At 51.9% G+C, this 15,156-nt stretch carries 15 protein-coding genes; 2 read left to right on the top strand and 13 right to left on the bottom strand.

The genetic code is table 11. From position 1 onward, the window contains the following. Positions 1 to 3 precede the first annotated feature (3 nt). Together C0977_RS08430 and ispE are read right to left on the bottom strand one after the other, a co-directional pair. Positions 4 to 732: a GntR family transcriptional regulator gene (locus tag C0977_RS08430; protein WP_023053386.1), complete on the bottom strand. Its 729-nt coding sequence runs from the start codon at positions 730 to 732 to the stop codon at positions 4 to 6. Beyond that, positions 722 to 1,594 (bottom strand): 4-(cytidine 5'-diphospho)-2-C-methyl-D-erythritol kinase, encoded by an 873-nt coding sequence (gene ispE, locus C0977_RS08425; RefSeq protein ID WP_101913079.1) that lies wholly within the window; start codon positions 1,592 to 1,594, stop codon positions 722 to 724. Before ispE ends, C0977_RS08430 begins: the two co-directional genes overlap by 11 nt. 184 nt (positions 1,595 to 1,778) lie before the next feature. Between ispE and C0977_RS08420 the strand changes: the two genes are divergently transcribed. Beyond that, positions 1,779 to 2,714, top strand: a complete 936-nt coding sequence (locus tag C0977_RS08420; RefSeq protein ID WP_023053391.1) for a YitT family protein — start codon at positions 1,779 to 1,781, stop codon at positions 2,712 to 2,714. 120 nt (positions 2,715 to 2,834) lie between these two features. Here the strand turns inward: C0977_RS08420 and phoU are convergent, their stop codons facing one another. The 11 genes from phoU to C0977_RS08365 form a co-directional block, all read right to left on the bottom strand. Continuing rightward, positions 2,835 to 3,482, bottom strand: coding sequence for a phosphate signaling complex protein PhoU (phoU, locus tag C0977_RS08415; protein WP_101913078.1), 648 nt, complete (start codon positions 3,480 to 3,482; stop codon positions 2,835 to 2,837). Between the two features lie 13 nt (positions 3,483 to 3,495). After that, positions 3,496 to 4,266, bottom strand: a complete 771-nt coding sequence (gene pstB, locus C0977_RS08410) for a phosphate ABC transporter ATP-binding protein PstB (protein WP_234987629.1) — start codon at positions 4,264 to 4,266, stop codon at positions 3,496 to 3,498. Positions 4,267 to 4,346: 80 nt separating this feature from the next. Next, on the bottom strand, positions 4,347 to 5,222 hold the full coding sequence (gene pstA, locus C0977_RS08405) for a phosphate ABC transporter permease PstA (protein WP_023053332.1): 876 nt from the start codon (positions 5,220 to 5,222) through the stop codon (positions 4,347 to 4,349). 4 nt (positions 5,223 to 5,226) lie between these two features. After that, entirely contained in the window at positions 5,227 to 6,147 is a 921-nt protein-coding gene (gene pstC, locus C0977_RS08400; RefSeq protein WP_101913077.1) for a phosphate ABC transporter permease subunit PstC, read from the bottom strand. Positions 6,148 to 6,158: 11 nt separating this feature from the next. Further along, positions 6,159 to 7,046, bottom strand: coding sequence for a phosphate ABC transporter substrate-binding protein (locus C0977_RS08395; RefSeq protein WP_023053338.1), 888 nt, complete (start codon positions 7,044 to 7,046; stop codon positions 6,159 to 6,161). Between the two features lie 151 nt (positions 7,047 to 7,197). Next, complete coding sequence (locus C0977_RS08390; protein ID WP_101913076.1) at positions 7,198 to 8,943, bottom strand: sensor histidine kinase; 1,746 nt, start codon at positions 8,941 to 8,943, stop codon at positions 7,198 to 7,200. Continuing rightward, complete coding sequence (locus tag C0977_RS08385) at positions 8,940 to 9,623, bottom strand: response regulator transcription factor (protein WP_023053333.1); 684 nt, start codon at positions 9,621 to 9,623, stop codon at positions 8,940 to 8,942. The genes C0977_RS08390 and C0977_RS08385 overlap by 4 nt, the downstream gene beginning before the upstream one ends. 135 nt (positions 9,624 to 9,758) lie before the next feature. Next, positions 9,759 to 11,297, bottom strand: coding sequence for a hypothetical protein (locus C0977_RS08380; protein WP_101913075.1), 1,539 nt, complete (start codon positions 11,295 to 11,297; stop codon positions 9,759 to 9,761). A gap of 18 nt (positions 11,298 to 11,315) precedes the next feature. Next, on the bottom strand, positions 11,316 to 12,470 hold the full coding sequence (locus C0977_RS08375) for a hypothetical protein (RefSeq protein ID WP_145995086.1): 1,155 nt from the start codon (positions 12,468 to 12,470) through the stop codon (positions 11,316 to 11,318). 170 nt (positions 12,471 to 12,640) lie between these two features. Further along, positions 12,641 to 13,300 (bottom strand): TatD family nuclease-associated radical SAM protein, encoded by a 660-nt coding sequence (locus C0977_RS08370; RefSeq protein WP_023053347.1) that lies wholly within the window; start codon positions 13,298 to 13,300, stop codon positions 12,641 to 12,643. A 16-nt stretch (positions 13,301 to 13,316) separates the two neighbouring features. Further along, positions 13,317 to 14,141: a pyridoxamine kinase gene (locus tag C0977_RS08365; protein WP_101913073.1), complete on the bottom strand. Its 825-nt coding sequence runs from the start codon at positions 14,139 to 14,141 to the stop codon at positions 13,317 to 13,319. Between the two features lie 178 nt (positions 14,142 to 14,319). Here C0977_RS08365 and thiM point away from each other — a divergent pair, with 178 nt between their 5' ends. After that, a complete protein-coding gene (gene thiM, locus C0977_RS08360) occupies positions 14,320 to 15,156 on the top strand; it encodes a hydroxyethylthiazole kinase (protein ID WP_101913072.1) in 837 nt (278 codons plus the stop codon).

Here is a 15,156-nt window from a genome sequence, read left to right as displayed (position 1 = left end):
CCCTCAATGCGGAAATAATTCATGAACAATACGGGCTGATGCCTCGTCTTTGCTGATCCCCTTCAATAATGTTTTTTCCGAATTTTCCATGTGTTTCTTAGCCACTTTTCGGGCCATGGAGCTGTTTTTGTCGGCAATGAATTCAACCAGGCGGCGATGCTCTTCCCAGGTTGCGGCCAACCGCCCCGGATAGTGCATGGAAATGGAACGGAAACGCAGCATTTGTTCCCGCAAATTATGCAGGATATCAACTAGCCGGTCATTGCGGCTGGCCTGATAAAGTATCTCGTGAAAACGAATATCGGCATCGACGATCTTGTCAAATTCATCGTGGGCAATGAATTCATTAATCTCTACCAGAATCCGTTCCAACTGTTCCAATTCATCAGGCGTGATCCGTTCTGCCGCCAATCCTGCCGCCAACTCTTCCAGAGCGCTGCGAATTTCGAAAACTTGCGCAATATCTTTTAAGGAAATATCGGCGACATAGGTACCGCGCCGCGGTACCATGACAATAAAGCCTTCCTGTTCGAGTATCCGTATGGCTTCGCGTATCGGCGTCCGGCTGACGCCCAATTCTTCTGCCAACTGAATCTCCATCAATCGTTCGCCGGGCAACAGAACCCCGTCTTTAATCGCCTGCCGCAACGCCTGGCTGACAACTTCACGCAACGGCTTATAGGCATCCAGTTTAATGGGTTCCAAGGTCCGATGTCTCACATTACTCTTCATATGAAGTTCCGTCTCCTTTAGCTAAGGTGGTCAAAAATATATCGGCATCGCCGCAAAGCGTTCCAAAGCGCTCCTGCATATTTTCATGTTGATGCTCAGGCGATAATAAGGCAAAAAAGGTCGGCCCGCTTCCCGACAATAAGGCGGCGAAACCGGCCGCCTTCAGTATCCTCTTCAATTCGATAAGAACCGCGTGCTGCGGCACGACAAGGTCCTCAAAGGTATTGTTTATTGCCGCCAGGAGATTTCGGAAATTTCGCTGCCGCACAGCAGCAACAACCGCTTCGACGCTAATCTCCCGAATATCGTCTCTTTTATCGTAAAGGGCATAGGCCTGATTCGTGTGCACCTCCAAGCGGGGATGAACGAGCAGGACCTGCCAAGGCGGCAGCGGCGGCAACGCCTCCAATCGTTCCCCAATGCCGCGGCCATGCATCGTGCCGCCGTAAACACAAAAAGGAACATCAGCACCGAGACCGGCGCCGATACGAGCCAACGCGTCCGACGAAAGCCCCAGCTCCCAAAGCCTGTTCAATCCACGCAGGACGGCGGCGCAATCCGCACTTCCTCCGGCCAGCCCTGCGGCAACGGGAAGCCGCTTTTCAATGTGGATATGAACCCCCCGGTCGCCCGAGCGGTAAGGCAGCAGGGCTTGATAAGCGCGATAAGCCAAATTTTCTTCATTGCAAGGAAGCATTTTATCCGAACAGGTGAGCGTGAACCGTTCGGCTTCCGTTAAGCGTATCGTATCATGAAGCGCAATCGATTGGAACACCGTATCGATTTCATGATACCCGTCAGGTCGTCGCCCCGTAATGGCCAAGGCCAGGTTGATCTTGCCGCAGCCTGTTTCTTCAATCATCGTTATCTCCCATCTCATTGCCGCCGCAGTGCTTTCTATGTCATAAGGGTTCATGCTATAATAATAAGCAGGCGACGATCTTTCGGATTTTCAATAATCCTTTTCACAGTACATACTTTTTCATTATAGCTACATTTTACACTATTTTCAATCATTTGTAATTGGCAGAAAAGGCGGTAACATCATGAGTAATTCCGAACCGTTTTCCTGGAAAGCCGCGGCGATTCCCTACGTCGCAACCACTGTCGGCAGTCTCCTGTCCGCAATCAGTATCAATGCGTTCTTTTTACCTCACCACCTGCTCAGCAGCGGCATCAGCGGCGTGGCAATCATGCTGTATTACGCCCTGGGATTTCCCATCGGCATCAGCAACCTGCTGATCAACGTCCCCATCATGATCGGCTGTTATAAATACATGGGGCGCAGCTATACCTTGTTAAGTATTATCGGCACCTTTATTTACTCTGCCATGATCGACGCCATGTCCTTCACGAGCCAAACGCAGTTGATACAGGAGCCGATCATTGCCGCCATCGCCGGCGGTATCCTAAACGGGATCGCCATGGGAATCATCTACAAGTATAACGGCAACACAGGCGGATTGGATGTTCTCGGCGCCATTATCAAAAAATTCTATTCGCTGGAAATGGGCAATGCCGTAATGGCTTTAAATACGGTCATCCTGCTGTTTGCAGCCTACATGTTCTCCTTGGAACTCGCAGTGCTCACCTTCTCCGCCACCTTTATTTCCACGTACATAACCAATAAAGTCGTCGTCGGGTTGCAGCAACGCAAATCGGTGCTGATCATTTCCAATCAATCCGAAACGATTGCCAAAATCCTCATGCGTTACATCGGCCACGGCGCTACGTACTTGGCCGGCAAAGGCGCTTACACGATGCAGGAAAAGGAAATTATCTACGCCGTTATCAAGTTGACAGAGGTTTCCAAGGTCAAAGAGCTGGTAAATAAGATAGATCCGCAGGCATTCATCATCATCAGCGATGCCAGTGAAGTCGTCGGCAAAGGCTTTACCGCACCGCCTGTGAAATATCACGAATCTCCCGGTGAATCACTCTCCCTGCCGCGTACAAAGAAATCAATGCCTCCGGAATATTAATAAAAAAAAGACAGATATCGACTGATATCTGTCTTTTTTTTATTAATATTCCGTTTCATACACCCAAACGCGCACGGCAACCGTACAAAAGGAGCTATTTTCGCACTCCCTGATCAAAACTTACGCCAGAATCTCATTGCGTTCCCGGTAAATAACCCATTCGGCAATATTATTGGCATGATCCGCCATCCGTTCAATATACTTGATAATAGACAGGTAATCCACATATTGATGCGCATAATCCGGTGTTTCCGTCAAGTAACGGGAAATTTCTTCGACACTGTTGCTGAAAGCGGTATCCACCATGTCATCGCGATCCTTCATCAACTCGGCCCGTTCCTGCCCTTCGCCTTTATACATCGCAATTGATTCACGCACCATGGCCCGCATGACGTCATACATCTCTTTCAGTTGTGACGGCGGCTGCGGTACCGGGGGAAACCGTTTCAAATGAAGGACGTAATGACTGATATCGGCGCAATGATCGGCAATACGTTCCAAATCGGAGAGGATTTTAAAAGTTGCCATTAATTTGCGCCAATCGGCGGCGACAGGACTCTGCATCAGACTGATAGTCATGTCCTCTTTCATGCAGTCCCGCACCAAGGAATCGATCAGATCATCGCCGCGGTATACTTCGTCGGCGATCTTTTCATCCATCGACTCGATCCCTTCCCAGGTTTTATCGACGGCCGTTTCAATGGCCGCGCTGAGCTGATTGATTTTTTCTTCAAGCTCTTTTATTTTCAGTTCATATACTTCTAACATTCCGTTGCCTCCATCATCCGAACCGGCCCGTAATATAGGCTTCCGTCTTCTCATTCGACGGCTGCGTAAACATGTCGACAGTATTCGAAAATTCAACCAGTTCTCCTAAGAGGAAAAAGCCGGTTTTATCGGAAATACGCTTTGCCTGCTGCATGCTGTGCGTCACGATGACGATCGTGTATTTTTGCTTTAATTCAAGCGCCAAATCTTCGATCTTCTGCGTGGAAATCGGGTCCAAGGCCGATGTCGGTTCATCCATGAGGATAACGGACGGCCGCGCCGCCAAGGTGCGGGCGATGCAAAGCCGCTGCTGCTGACCGCCGGAAAGGCCCAGTGCGCTTTCGTGAAGGCGGTCCTTCATTTCATCCCAAATAACGGCCTGCTTCAGACTTTCTTCAACGATCTGCGCCAATTCCTTTTTGTTGGTAATACCTTGGACACGCGGCCCGTAAGCGACATTTTCAAAAACGCTTTTCGGAAACGGCGTCGGCTGCTGAAAAACCATCCCGACCCGATAGCGCAAGGCCAGCGCATCCATTTCGCTGAAAATATCTTTTCCTTCAAAGAGAATTTTTCCCGTAACGTGGCAGCATTCAATCAGGTCATTCATTCTGTTCAGCGTCTTCAGAAAGGTGGATTTACCGCACCCTGAAGGCCCGATCAGCGCCGTGATCTCATGCTGCTTGATTTTCATATTAACGTTTTTCAAGGCCTGCGTCTTGTCGTAGAACAAGTCGAGCCCGCTGACATCAAACGTGTATTCCTGCGATTTCTCCGCCGCCATATCACCGATGTCGGCAGCGGTATATTTGCCGGCCGAGATCGTCGTCCCTGCACCGCCCAGTGTCGTCGTCAAATCCGTCATCATTTATTTCCTCCTAATTTTCTGTCAATCCGCCAACTGAGATAGCGGGCCGCCAAGCTGAAAGATACGACCAGTATCATCAAAATGGCGGAAGAAGCGCCTGCTAATTGAACGGCGTCGGGATGCAGCGCTTCCGTACGCAGCGACCAAATATGAAGTGCCAGCGTTTCGCCCGGTCGAAAGGGGTTAAGCGGACACGTCCGTGACATGATGTCCCAGTTGTTCCAGTTGATATCCGTCGACATGCCGGCTGTAAACATCAACGCCGCCGCTTCACCGAACCCTCGTCCAGCCGCCATAATAAGACCGGTCATGATCCGCGGAAAACACGCCGGCAAGAGCACGCGCCAAATAGTCTGCCAATGAGACGCGCCGAGACCGAGACTGCCTTGCCGATAACTGTCCGGCAAATTGCGCAATGCATCTTCCGTAACGGATGTGACCAAAGGCAGGGTCAGAATGGAAACGGCCATGGCGCCGGCAAACAAATTCCACTGCGATCCGGTCAAAACGATGAATGCCAAGTACCCGAACAGCCCGACAACGATAGACGGCAAGGAAGCCAACGTTTCAACAGCCATGCGAACCCACTCGGTAATCTTTCCGTGACCGGCATATTCGGCCAAAAAGATACCGGCAGGAATTCCCGTTATGGCGCTGCCGATGAGGGCCAGGAACACCAAATATATGGTATTAAAGAACATATTGCCCAAGCCGCTGCCGGAGAATGACAGCATAGACAGCTTCATGCCGCCGAAACCCTGACCGATGACAAAGCCGACAAAGGCAATGAGGAGGATGACGGAGAAAGCCGCACCGCCGAAGAGAAGCAAGGTCATTATTTTATCGACCCGTTTTTTATGAGCCAAATTCATCGCTTTATGACCGTCCTTTCAATTCGGATGCACTGTGAATTCTGTGAATGAGATAAATAAACACGAACGATAAAATGAAGAGCAGAAGCGCCATTGTCCAAAGGGCAGCACTGTATTCGCCGCCTTCCATCGCTCCGCCCATATCGGAAGCAATGGCCGTCGTCAAGGTGCTGGCCGGCAGGAAGAGGGACGTCGGGAAAACTTTCATCTGGCCAATAACCATCGCTACAGCCAAAGCTTCTCCCAAAGCTCTCGCCAAACCTAAAATAATGCCCGTAAAAATGCCGCCACTGGCCGCCGGCAGGACGATATTGCGTATCGTTTCCCAACGCGTCGCGCCCAGTCCGTAGGACGCTTCACGCCATGCATTCGGTACGGCCGTCATCGCGTCGGCGGCCATCGTCGTAATCGTCGGAAAGATCATGACTGCCAACACGCAGCCGGCAGCCAATACGGAAAAGCCGAAAGGCATCGGGAACAGTTTCCGCAAAAACGGTACCAATACAGTCAAGCCGATCCAGCCGTATACGACTGACGGAATTCCCGTAAATAGTTCCACTGCCGGTTGTATAAGCCGGCGTGTCCTCGGTTCGGCGATCTCCGTCATGAAGATCGAAGTCGCCATGCTGATCGGCAGCGAAATCAACAAAGCCAGCAAACAGGTAACCAGGGACCCGGCCAAGAACATGCCGGCACCGATCATCCCGCCGCCTTCGGCAGTATCACTCGGAGCCCATTGCCCGGAAAAGAGAAATTCCGTTAATCCATGCTGAAACACGAGGAACGTATCGCTGCCCTTCCAAAACAGAAAGGCGCCGATAAAAAAAGGTACAAAGGCAGAAGCAATGCCGCACACTGATATCAGTGTGCGGGCAATGGTTTCATGCCTTTTAGCTCGTGAAGCAGCTAAATCGAGCGTTGACATGAACTTCCTCCTTAATGAACGTCTTTAGTCTGCATCTTGCTGCTGACACCGTAACCGAGTTCTTCAATCCGCTGACCGTATTTATCGGATAGCATGTAGTCGATGAAGGCTTTTACGGCATCTTTCGGCTGTTTGTTCGTGTATACGTGTTCATAGCCCCATACGGCGTATTTGCCGCTGTACGTATTGGCCAAAGTAGGTTCTACACCGTCAATGGCGATGGTGCCGACGCTCTTGTCGTTCACTACGTACGGAAGAGCTACATAGCCGATGGAACCGGGATTTTGCGCAACGCTTTGAACGAGGATGCCGGAGTTATCCGTTTCCAACGTCTTGTTGCTGCTTTCTTCCTGTCCGTTCAAGGCATATTTCTGATAGAGCGCGCGGGTACCGGAAGTCTTGGGCCGTGTAACGAGCACGATAGCCTGATCCGGACCGCCGACGTCTTTCCAGTTCGTGATCTTTGCCGTGAAGATATCCTGCAGCTGCTGTTGCGTCAACGATTTTACAACCGTTGCAATGTCGGGATGAACGATTGTGGCCACCGTCATGACACAGATCTTATGGTCTTCCAACTTGCCCGCCTGTTCCGCCGATAACTTGGTTTCTGCCGGAACATCGGAGTTGCCCATATCAACGGATCCGTCGGCAACCTGTTTCAAGCCCGTGCCGGAGCCGCCGGCATTCAGACTGATTGATACATCGGGATTTTCAGCTTTGAATTTTTCCGCGGCATCTTTGACCAAAGGAAGCAGCGCCGATGAACCGGAGCCCGTAATGCTGCCGGAAACGGCTTGCGCTTTCTTGCCCTTGTCATCGCCGCCCTGACTGCCACAGCCGGCTGCGCCCAGAACCATCATTGCTGCCAAAGCGACGAGCACCAATTTTTTCAATTTCATTATAAATCCTCTCCTTTAAGTATGCTGACTGCATGTCTCTTTGCTACATCCCTATGGTATCAAGGACCTGTAAGGTTTCCATATACGCTATGTAAAGTTTTGTAAAAAGTGGCTCCCCGACAAGGGAGCCACGCTACTGTATATACGATTATTATCTTGCCGCCGGGAAAAGGATGCTGATCTCCGTCCCCTCGGCCTCTCTGCTCTGCAGCCGTATTTGGCCCTGATGCTGTTCGGCAATGTGCTTGACGATCGCCAATCCCAAACCGCTGCCGCCGATTTTCTGCGAACGGCTGTCGTCAACACGGTAAAATCGTTCAAAGACCTGCTGCTGCTTATCCTCGGGAATACCGATCCCCGTATCGCGCACAGTGAGGAGAACCTTGCCGCCGATTGCGGCGATGTTGATGTACACATGGCCGCCGCGGCGGTTGTACTTGACGGCATTGTCGATGAGATTCATCAAAAGCTCACGCAATAACGCTTTATCTCCCCAGATCATCGCCGCTTCCATCTGACAGTGTACAGTCACCTGCTTATCGGAAATCAGCGGTGAAATGAAATTGATAATATCTTCCGCCAATTCCTTAAGAACGACTTTTTCCGGTTCCTTCCTTTTTCTTCCTTCTTCAATATGCGAAAGATGAATAACTTCCTGAATCATGCCCAAAAGCCGTTGCGCCTCTTCATGGATCCGGCGCCCAAACCGGTGAACATCGGCATCGCTTTGATACAAACCGGCTGATAACACTTCGGCAAAACCGCTTATCGAAGTCAGCGGCGTCTTCAATTCATGAGTTACGTTGGACGTGAACTCCCGGCGCAGCTGTTCCCGCCGTTCCCGCTCCGTAACGTCAATGACGATAAAAATTACGCCGTAAAATTCGCCGTCATCATACACGCGCTGGATGATGAGTTCATATTGGCGGCTTTGACGCAAAAATTTGCGGCGTATCCCGTCATCGGGAAGCCTTTCGTGCAAAAGCTGCTGCCACGGCACTTCGGGAAAGATTTTAGGCAACGGCAAACCGCAGACATCCAGATGCTGCTTAACATTCAGAAACTGCTTGGCAACACCGTTGATGCCGAGAATATTGGCGTCTTTATCTGTCAGCACGACGGCTTCCGTAAGATTCTCCATCATCAGCCGGACCGTGTTTTTCTGTTGCTCCAAACTCCGGACATCGGCGTTTATCTGCCTTCCCTGCTCAACGATCTTGTGAATCAGCGGCTGAATCTCGTCATATTCGATAAGAAGCTGTTCCGATGTCGGCATAGCCGCGGTGCCGTCCTGCGCTTCCCGAGACGAAAGATTGATCCGCTCGATGATTCTGGCAGTCCGCCGCAACGGCTCCAGGAGAGATTCCGTCAACCGATGCGAAATGATGACACAAGCCAGAACGGTCAGTCCGATAAGGGTAATCAAGATGGGCAGGCTGGCAAACAGATGACTGTACAGCGTATTCCGCTCCGTGCTGACGCGCAGGACGGACTGATCGTCCAGACGCAGGGCCGTGTAATACAATGCCTTGGATAAGGTCTGTGAATCGCGGATCGCCATGCCGGAGCCGGTCGCAATAGCCTCCTTTACCTCAGGCCGCGCCATGTGGTTTTCCATTTTTCCCTTGTCATAGTCGGATTCATAAAGAATATCGCCGCTCTTATCGATCCACGTAATACGCAAGTTCCCCCGCGCTTGGGAAACGACGTGAGCCAAGTAAGCGTCTTTATCAGGCGCTTCTTTCAAGCCGACGGAAACACAGGCGATGGCGCTGCGCAGTTCTTCTGCCGACTGCTCTTCCGTCGACTGCCAGAAAACCCAACTGTAGCCGGCAGCCGTTAAAAAGATGCAGAGAATCCCCATCAGAAGAAGGCTGAAGTATACGCGCCGTTTCACGAATGACCACCTACGACATAGCCTACGCCGCGTACCGTCCTGATGACGGAGCCGCCGTTGCCCAGCTTATGGCGCAGGCTCTTGACATGCATATCGATGGTACGGCTTTCTCCGGCATAGGTAAAGCCCCAAACGGCTTCCATAATCTGATCCCGTTTGAGGACGATATCGATATTGACCAGCAAGTATCGCAGTAACTCGAATTCCTTCGCCGTCAGACGGCAAAGTTCCCCGTCAACACGTACTTCATGCTTGTCCGTATTTAAAACAATGGGTCCATACGAATATACGGCGTTATTCAAATTCTCTCCCGGACGCCGCCGCAATACGGCCCGAATCCGGGAAATCAGTTCGATAATGCCAAAGGGCTTACAGACATAATCGTCAGCTCCCTTATCCAACCCCTTGACCACATCGTACTCACTCGTCTTAGCCGTCAGCATAATAACGGGAATATGCTTATAATCACCATTATTGCGCAGTTTTTCCAAAATTTCGATACCGCTTTCACCGGGCAGCATAATATCCAGAAGCAGCAGATCCGGAATCTCCCGCTTGAGCCCTTCCCAAAAGTCTTTCCCGTCGCCGAAAGCCACCGCTTCGAACCCTTGTGCCTTTAGGGCGTACGCAATCAGCTCACGAATACTTTCATCGTCTTCTACGCAGTAAATCAATGCCATCAGATCACATCCTATACCATCAATGCTTAAGCCTATATTTCTTTATATTATACTAGCAAAAGGGCCGTACATGAACACGTTCGTGTAAAAAAGGAGTAAAAAGACTGTCATTCTCTGCAGAATGACAGTCTTGATTTATAAGTCGAAATCCTTGGCGATAACGGCAACATCCCATTGTTTTTCTATTTGTTTATACGTCACCGTTGCAACAAAAGAATGCAGATCACGCACCCATGTGTAATTGCGTTCGGAAATGTCGCCGTTGTCCAGATCTTTTCCCAAGGAAAAGATAAACGTATCGCGCGGCGTCAACACGTATCCGAGAGAAATGCCTTTTTGCCGCGGTTTGTCGATCGTATCAAAACGATACGGCGTATAGCCGCTGATATTATGCTTTCTGTACCACAACGTCGTCCACAGGCGATCGGTAAGGCGTTGATGCAAAACGGTCCCCCAATAGGAATCACTCCGTTCTGCCGTATACGCATCATACAGGTCGCGGCGATACCCGGCAAAAAAACGTACATCGGCGCCATTCCATATTGCTATCGGCGCATGGGAAATTTCCCCTCTATAGCCTTTATGCAAACCCGTTCTGCGCCCGTCTTCGGACCAGCGCCCCCAAGCGGCACTGCCGTCAAGATATATGCCGGAGCCGCCAAAATAGAGGCGCGGCAAATAATACCGCAATTCAGGCCACCTGACAGCCCAAATGTGATCGGTATTGTCCGTACTTTCTTCTTTGCTGTATCCGAAGGTGAAATCACCGTAATGCGTCCGCTGGTGCAGCAAGACCTGCGGCTTGAATCCGCCGCTGAAATGCAGCTGATACGCCACATCCAGCGATAAGCCGCCGTTTTGATTCAACGGAAAGATCGTGGCCCCTCGCAGTCCGAGACCGTCATCACTGTTATATGTCGGCTGCGGCAACAAGGAAAACAGCCAACTGCGCTTATTGCCTTCAGGCGTCAGATTGCCTTCGTAATGACCATAGGTCAAAATACAGACATGTTTAAACCATAATTTCGTATTTTCCGATGTAAATCTGTCCCCCGGATAAATGCGAATATCATCGCCCGTCAAGTAGTAATCCGGCGTTTCGGCTACTGCGTGAGGCGTCGTGATCAGGCCCCGGCGAATATACACGACACCGTTATCCAACTGGGCGCTGGTGCCGCGAATATACAACGGAACGTCGCCCCCCTGCACATATCCGTTCACTGTAGCCATGGAAGCGCTCTTCTTCGCGCCGTCATAAACCATGTCTTTACCGTTTACAACTTGTCCGCCGCTGATGTAGAGAACTTCACCGGGAGCGTGATACTGCTGCGACTGCGAATTTCCTTCGACATAGCCCGTATGAAGCTCATCGACACCTTGGTAAACATCGACATTGCCGCGGCCCTGTACACGGTGATCCGAAGCACGGACCGACAAGGAATCTGCCGTCAGCTTTACCGGCGGCTGCGGCAGGGACGGATCCGAATCCCGCGCCGCCCGATCCAGATCCACGGGAATAACGCTCATGCCATCGGTCACGGACACTGCCGCCGTCGATCGACTATTCGGTTGTTCGATACGTTCCTTCAAGGAAACGGCATCTGCCGCCGCAACGGTTGTTACGCTCATCTGCACCAGCAATGCCATGACGGAAAGCGTCAGTTTCTTATTCATTCTCTGCCACCTGATCATCTAGTTACCGGTCGGCGTAATCTTCACAACCGTACCGGCATCGACAGGACCTTCCGTCGTTTCCAAGTTGACGGGAACCACATCTCCGGACGAAGCAGATGTATCGGCGGCGATATCGCGGTGCAGCTTTTCAAAACCGTTGTCGGCCGGTGCCGGTTCAGCTCCCGTCACCGGAACGGCGCCGTTCTTCGTTGTCGAGACACCGCTCGCGGCAAGATCTGCCGAGTACATATCATCGGCAGCACCGCCCTCCTTAAAGCCGACGACTTCCGTTTCGGCCTTCGTTTCCACATACATTTCCGTACCTGCCGGAATCTCCACATTATTGCCCTTGACAAACAATCCGCCGACAAGACCAACAGGTCCCAACACGATGGCGCCGGCAGCCGAAGCGCCGACAGCGCCGGCCGTACGTTTGTATTCTTCCTTCGTCTTTTCGCCGACAACCAACGGAATCGGCGAACCGTCAGCACCGCGCACGGAATCATAAGAAATCTCGATTTTCCCGTCCCGGCCGAACCGCCCGGCCTTGCGGGCCTTCGTTATCGTCCCGTTCGTATCCATGCCGCGCGGAATGACAACAACATCGCCTACCATAACATCTTCTGAAACGGAAAAATGAACGACCTCCCCTTCAGCCGCCACGGCAGAATCAATGGCATCCAGATTTCGGATCTTGACGAGAGTCCCCGCCGGGATCGTGACGCGCTGCGAAGTGTATTTTTTGTTCCCCAGCAAGGCCGTCCGAAGCGAGGCGATGCGGCTGCGCAGCGGGCCCGTACCGGCAGCGCCGTTGAGTCCCTGTTCCATGGCCGACACACGCACCAGCAAAGGTTCATCGGTCACTTTCCCGGCATATTTCCACTGCATCATATTGACGGCGGCCAACATCGACAAATCGGCGCCCGAATTACCGTAGACCTCCTTATATATCGCATCCGTTCGCGCCTGTGCACTGCTGCTGTCCGTACCGCCGCGGAGTTCTTTATCCAAAGAGGCGATCCGGTCATTCAGAGCGCCGCTTTGCGCAGAACCGTATACCGTTGTTTCCACCTTTTCCGCCTTTTCCAGAATCGAATAATCGGCCGCACCGGCGGCTACCGTCCCACACAGGGCAATAACAGCCATGACACATGCTATTCTTCTATTCCACATATCGCATTCCTCCACCGGAAACTGTAACTGATACTGTTTATACAAAATAGCTCAATCGTTATCTTTCATTATATAAAAACATATAGTAAAAATCAACAGGAACGGCTTATGCCGCCGCATTGCCGTGTTGAGCGTCACATTCCGGTCTAGGAACACAGTACTGTCAGCTGTCAATTTCCCTCATAGCGCCGCACGCGCAACGTCAAGCCTCGCTGAGAACAAATTTGACGACACTTCTCGATTGCTGCCGGTGACTCCACCTGATCGACAACGGTCATGACGACCTGGGGAATATAGGCTTTGCAATGCTCGGCAAACGTCAACATCGCGTCATAAGAGTCCAGTCCGAAGCGGCTGCGGGTCACGGCCAGATATCGTTCCGCACTGTATTCATTCAGGCTGATGGAAATCGTATCAAGGAGACCTCCGGCAAAATCCTTCGCCGTATTGCGCCCGTAAAGCAAATCGGATAAGCCGTTCGTATTGATCCTCGTCTTGACAGCAGGATAGGCTTCCCGGATATGGCGCAGGAGCATTACGACCGTTTCCAAGCGTTCCGTCGGTTCTCCGAACCCGCAAAACACGACTTCGTTAATAACCGGCCAAGGCGCCCCGTCCAAGGCCTCCTTCACTTCTTCTACCGACGGCTCCTGTTGGAGCCACAAGGTCATATCGTCGCGCATGTCTTTCATCGTTCGCAGACAAAAAGTACAGCTGCAAGGGCACCGATTCGTCAAGTTGACATATAAGCTGCGCATTCGCGTCGCATCATGTCGCAAACTTTCCGCCGGACTGAGATAGCGCCCCTGCTCGGCCATATAAATGATCATCAAAAATACCTCCTCATCATAACTCCGTTAAAAACTCTTCAAAGACCAACCCGTACATTTCCGGTTCCTGTACGTCCAAAGTATGGCGCAATACGCGGCAAATAAACGACATCGCCTTCATTACGGCATCGTCCAGCGGCATCCCCTGCACAACGCCGGCGGCGACAATGGCGGAAAAGACATCGCCCGTTCCGGAACGCGCCCCGCCGACCTTTTCCGTTTCCAAAAAAGAGGCGCCTTTTTCCCGTTCATACACCAAGGTTCGCATGCAGTTTTTTCTGTGCAGCCCCGTAATGGCGACGCCCGACGGCCCCGACGCGGCCAATGTTTCCGCCAATTCGATCAATTCCTTGTCGGAAATACGCTCTTCATCAACATATGGACGCTCCGCCAAACGGCAGGCTTCCGTCAAATTCGGCGTAACGATCGTCGCATATGGCAGCAGCGACTTCATGGCGCGACACAAGGCGTCAGTGTAGGAAGCGTAGACGCTGCCGTTATCGCCCATGACCGGATCGACAACGATACAGCTGTCCTCTCTGCCAACGCGAAGCAAACACTCTTTGACAATATCCACTTGACCAACTGACCCCAAAAATCCGGTCAGGATACCGTCGAAAACAAGTCCGTTCTCCTGCCAGCTGTCCAAATACCGCGGCATCCGCTCTGCGTAATCATCAATATAATAAGCAGGAAACCCTGTATGCACCGACAGGATTGCCGTAGGAAAGATACAGGCCTGCACCTTCATTGCCGAAATCAACGGAAGCTGGACGGCGGCGGCACAACGGCCGAATCCCGTCACGTCATTGACGACGGCGATTTTCTTCTGTTTCTTCACGTCTTCTCCCCTATCTGTACTTTTTAATAATTACATAATATATTATTTCATACGATGACAGATGAATCAATAGCCGATCTGAGGGGCGGTTTCCGAAACCATCATCTTCATATCTCCATTGCCCCCTGCTGCAGATGTGATTATAATAAAAGTATCCATTCCAAGGGAGATGAACGATATGTATACAATGGAAACTATGCGGCAGGAAATTGCCGCCGCCGTCGAAAAAGTCCGAGCCTTGAAGCCGTTGGCGCCATCCATTACCAACACGGTAACCGTCAACTTCGTCGCCAATGCCCAACTTGCCGCAGGCGGTACGGCGGCGATGATCTATCTGCCCGATGAAGCAGAGGCGCTGGCCGAGGCAGGAGCCTCGTTTTATATCAACGTCGGTACATTGCTGCCGATCTACCGGGAAACCGTGCCGCTGGCGGCGCAAAAGCTGCACGCACTGCACAAGCCGTGGGTCCTGGATCCCGTTGCCATCGGCATCGGCTCGTTGCGCACGGAGCTTCTGTCGCTGTTGAAAAACTATCCGCCAGCCGTAATTCGCGGCAACGCTTCCGAAATCATTGCCCTCGCAGGCCTATGGAATCTTTCGGGCGGCACGGAAACGTCAAACGTACACGGTGTGGACTCGACGGATACGGTCCAGGCCGCCCGATTGGCAGCAATTTCACTGGCCCGCTTTACAGGCGGCGCCGTCGCCGTTTCCGGCACTGTCGATCTGATCACGGACGGCCGGCAAGCGGTCTGCTCTTACGGCGGTTCCTCCCTCATGGAATCCATTACCGGCTGCGGCTGCTCTCTCGGCGGCGTCATAGCCGTTTACAGCGCCGTCGCTTCACCATTTATCGCCGCCCTTTGCGGCACAGCCGCATATAATTTCGCCGGCAGAGAAGCGGAACGGCACGCCGCCGGAACAGGATCTTTTCAACTTGCTTTTCTCGATGCCTTATACAACGCATCGCCTAAAGATATCAGTTTAACGCAGTTTACACTCGAGGAGGTATGA

Origin of the sequence: Megasphaera vaginalis (ex Bordigoni et al. 2020) (assembly GCF_900240295.1) — a bacterium.
Taxonomy (GTDB): Bacteria; Bacillota; Negativicutes; order Veillonellales; family Megasphaeraceae; genus Megasphaera; species Megasphaera vaginalis.
This window is presented reverse-complemented; position numbering and strand designations above follow the sequence as displayed.

What these genes read in the sequence shown, in the direction of transcription:
- ispE (WP_101913079.1), bottom strand. Translation starts at nt 1,594, where the DNA reads ATGATTGAAGAAACAGGCTGCGGCAAGATCAACCTGGCCTTGGCCATT.
- phoU (WP_101913078.1), bottom strand. Translation starts at nt 3,482, where the DNA reads ATGTTAGAAGTATATGAACTGAAAATAAAAGAGCTTGAAGAAAAAATC.
- C0977_RS08385 (WP_023053333.1), bottom strand. Translation starts at nt 9,623, where the DNA reads ATGGCATTGATTTACTGCGTAGAAGACGATGAAAGTATTCGTGAGCTG.
- C0977_RS08395 (WP_023053338.1), bottom strand. Translation starts at nt 7,046, where the DNA reads ATGAAATTGAAAAAATTGGTGCTCGTCGCTTTGGCAGCAATGATGGTT.
- C0977_RS08380 (WP_101913075.1), bottom strand. Translation starts at nt 11,297, where the DNA reads ATGAATAAGAAACTGACGCTTTCCGTCATGGCATTGCTGGTGCAGATG.
- pstB (WP_234987629.1), bottom strand. Translation starts at nt 4,266, where the DNA reads ATGGCGGCGGAGAAATCGCAGGAATACACGTTTGATGTCAGCGGGCTC.
- C0977_RS08430 (WP_023053386.1), bottom strand. Translation starts at nt 732, where the DNA reads ATGAAGAGTAATGTGAGACATCGGACCTTGGAACCCATTAAACTGGAT.
- C0977_RS08375 (WP_145995086.1), bottom strand. Translation starts at nt 12,470, where the DNA reads ATGTGGAATAGAAGAATAGCATGTGTCATGGCTGTTATTGCCCTGTGT.
- C0977_RS08370 (WP_023053347.1), bottom strand. Translation starts at nt 13,300, where the DNA reads ATGATCATTTATATGGCCGAGCAGGGGCGCTATCTCAGTCCGGCGGAA.
- pstA (WP_023053332.1), bottom strand. Translation starts at nt 5,222, where the DNA reads ATGAATTTGGCTCATAAAAAACGGGTCGATAAAATAATGACCTTGCTT.
- thiM (WP_101913072.1), top strand. Translation starts at nt 14,320, where the DNA reads ATGTATACAATGGAAACTATGCGGCAGGAAATTGCCGCCGCCGTCGAA.
- pstC (WP_101913077.1), bottom strand. Translation starts at nt 6,147, where the DNA reads ATGTCAACGCTCGATTTAGCTGCTTCACGAGCTAAAAGGCATGAAACC.
- C0977_RS08420 (WP_023053391.1), top strand. Translation starts at nt 1,779, where the DNA reads ATGAGTAATTCCGAACCGTTTTCCTGGAAAGCCGCGGCGATTCCCTAC.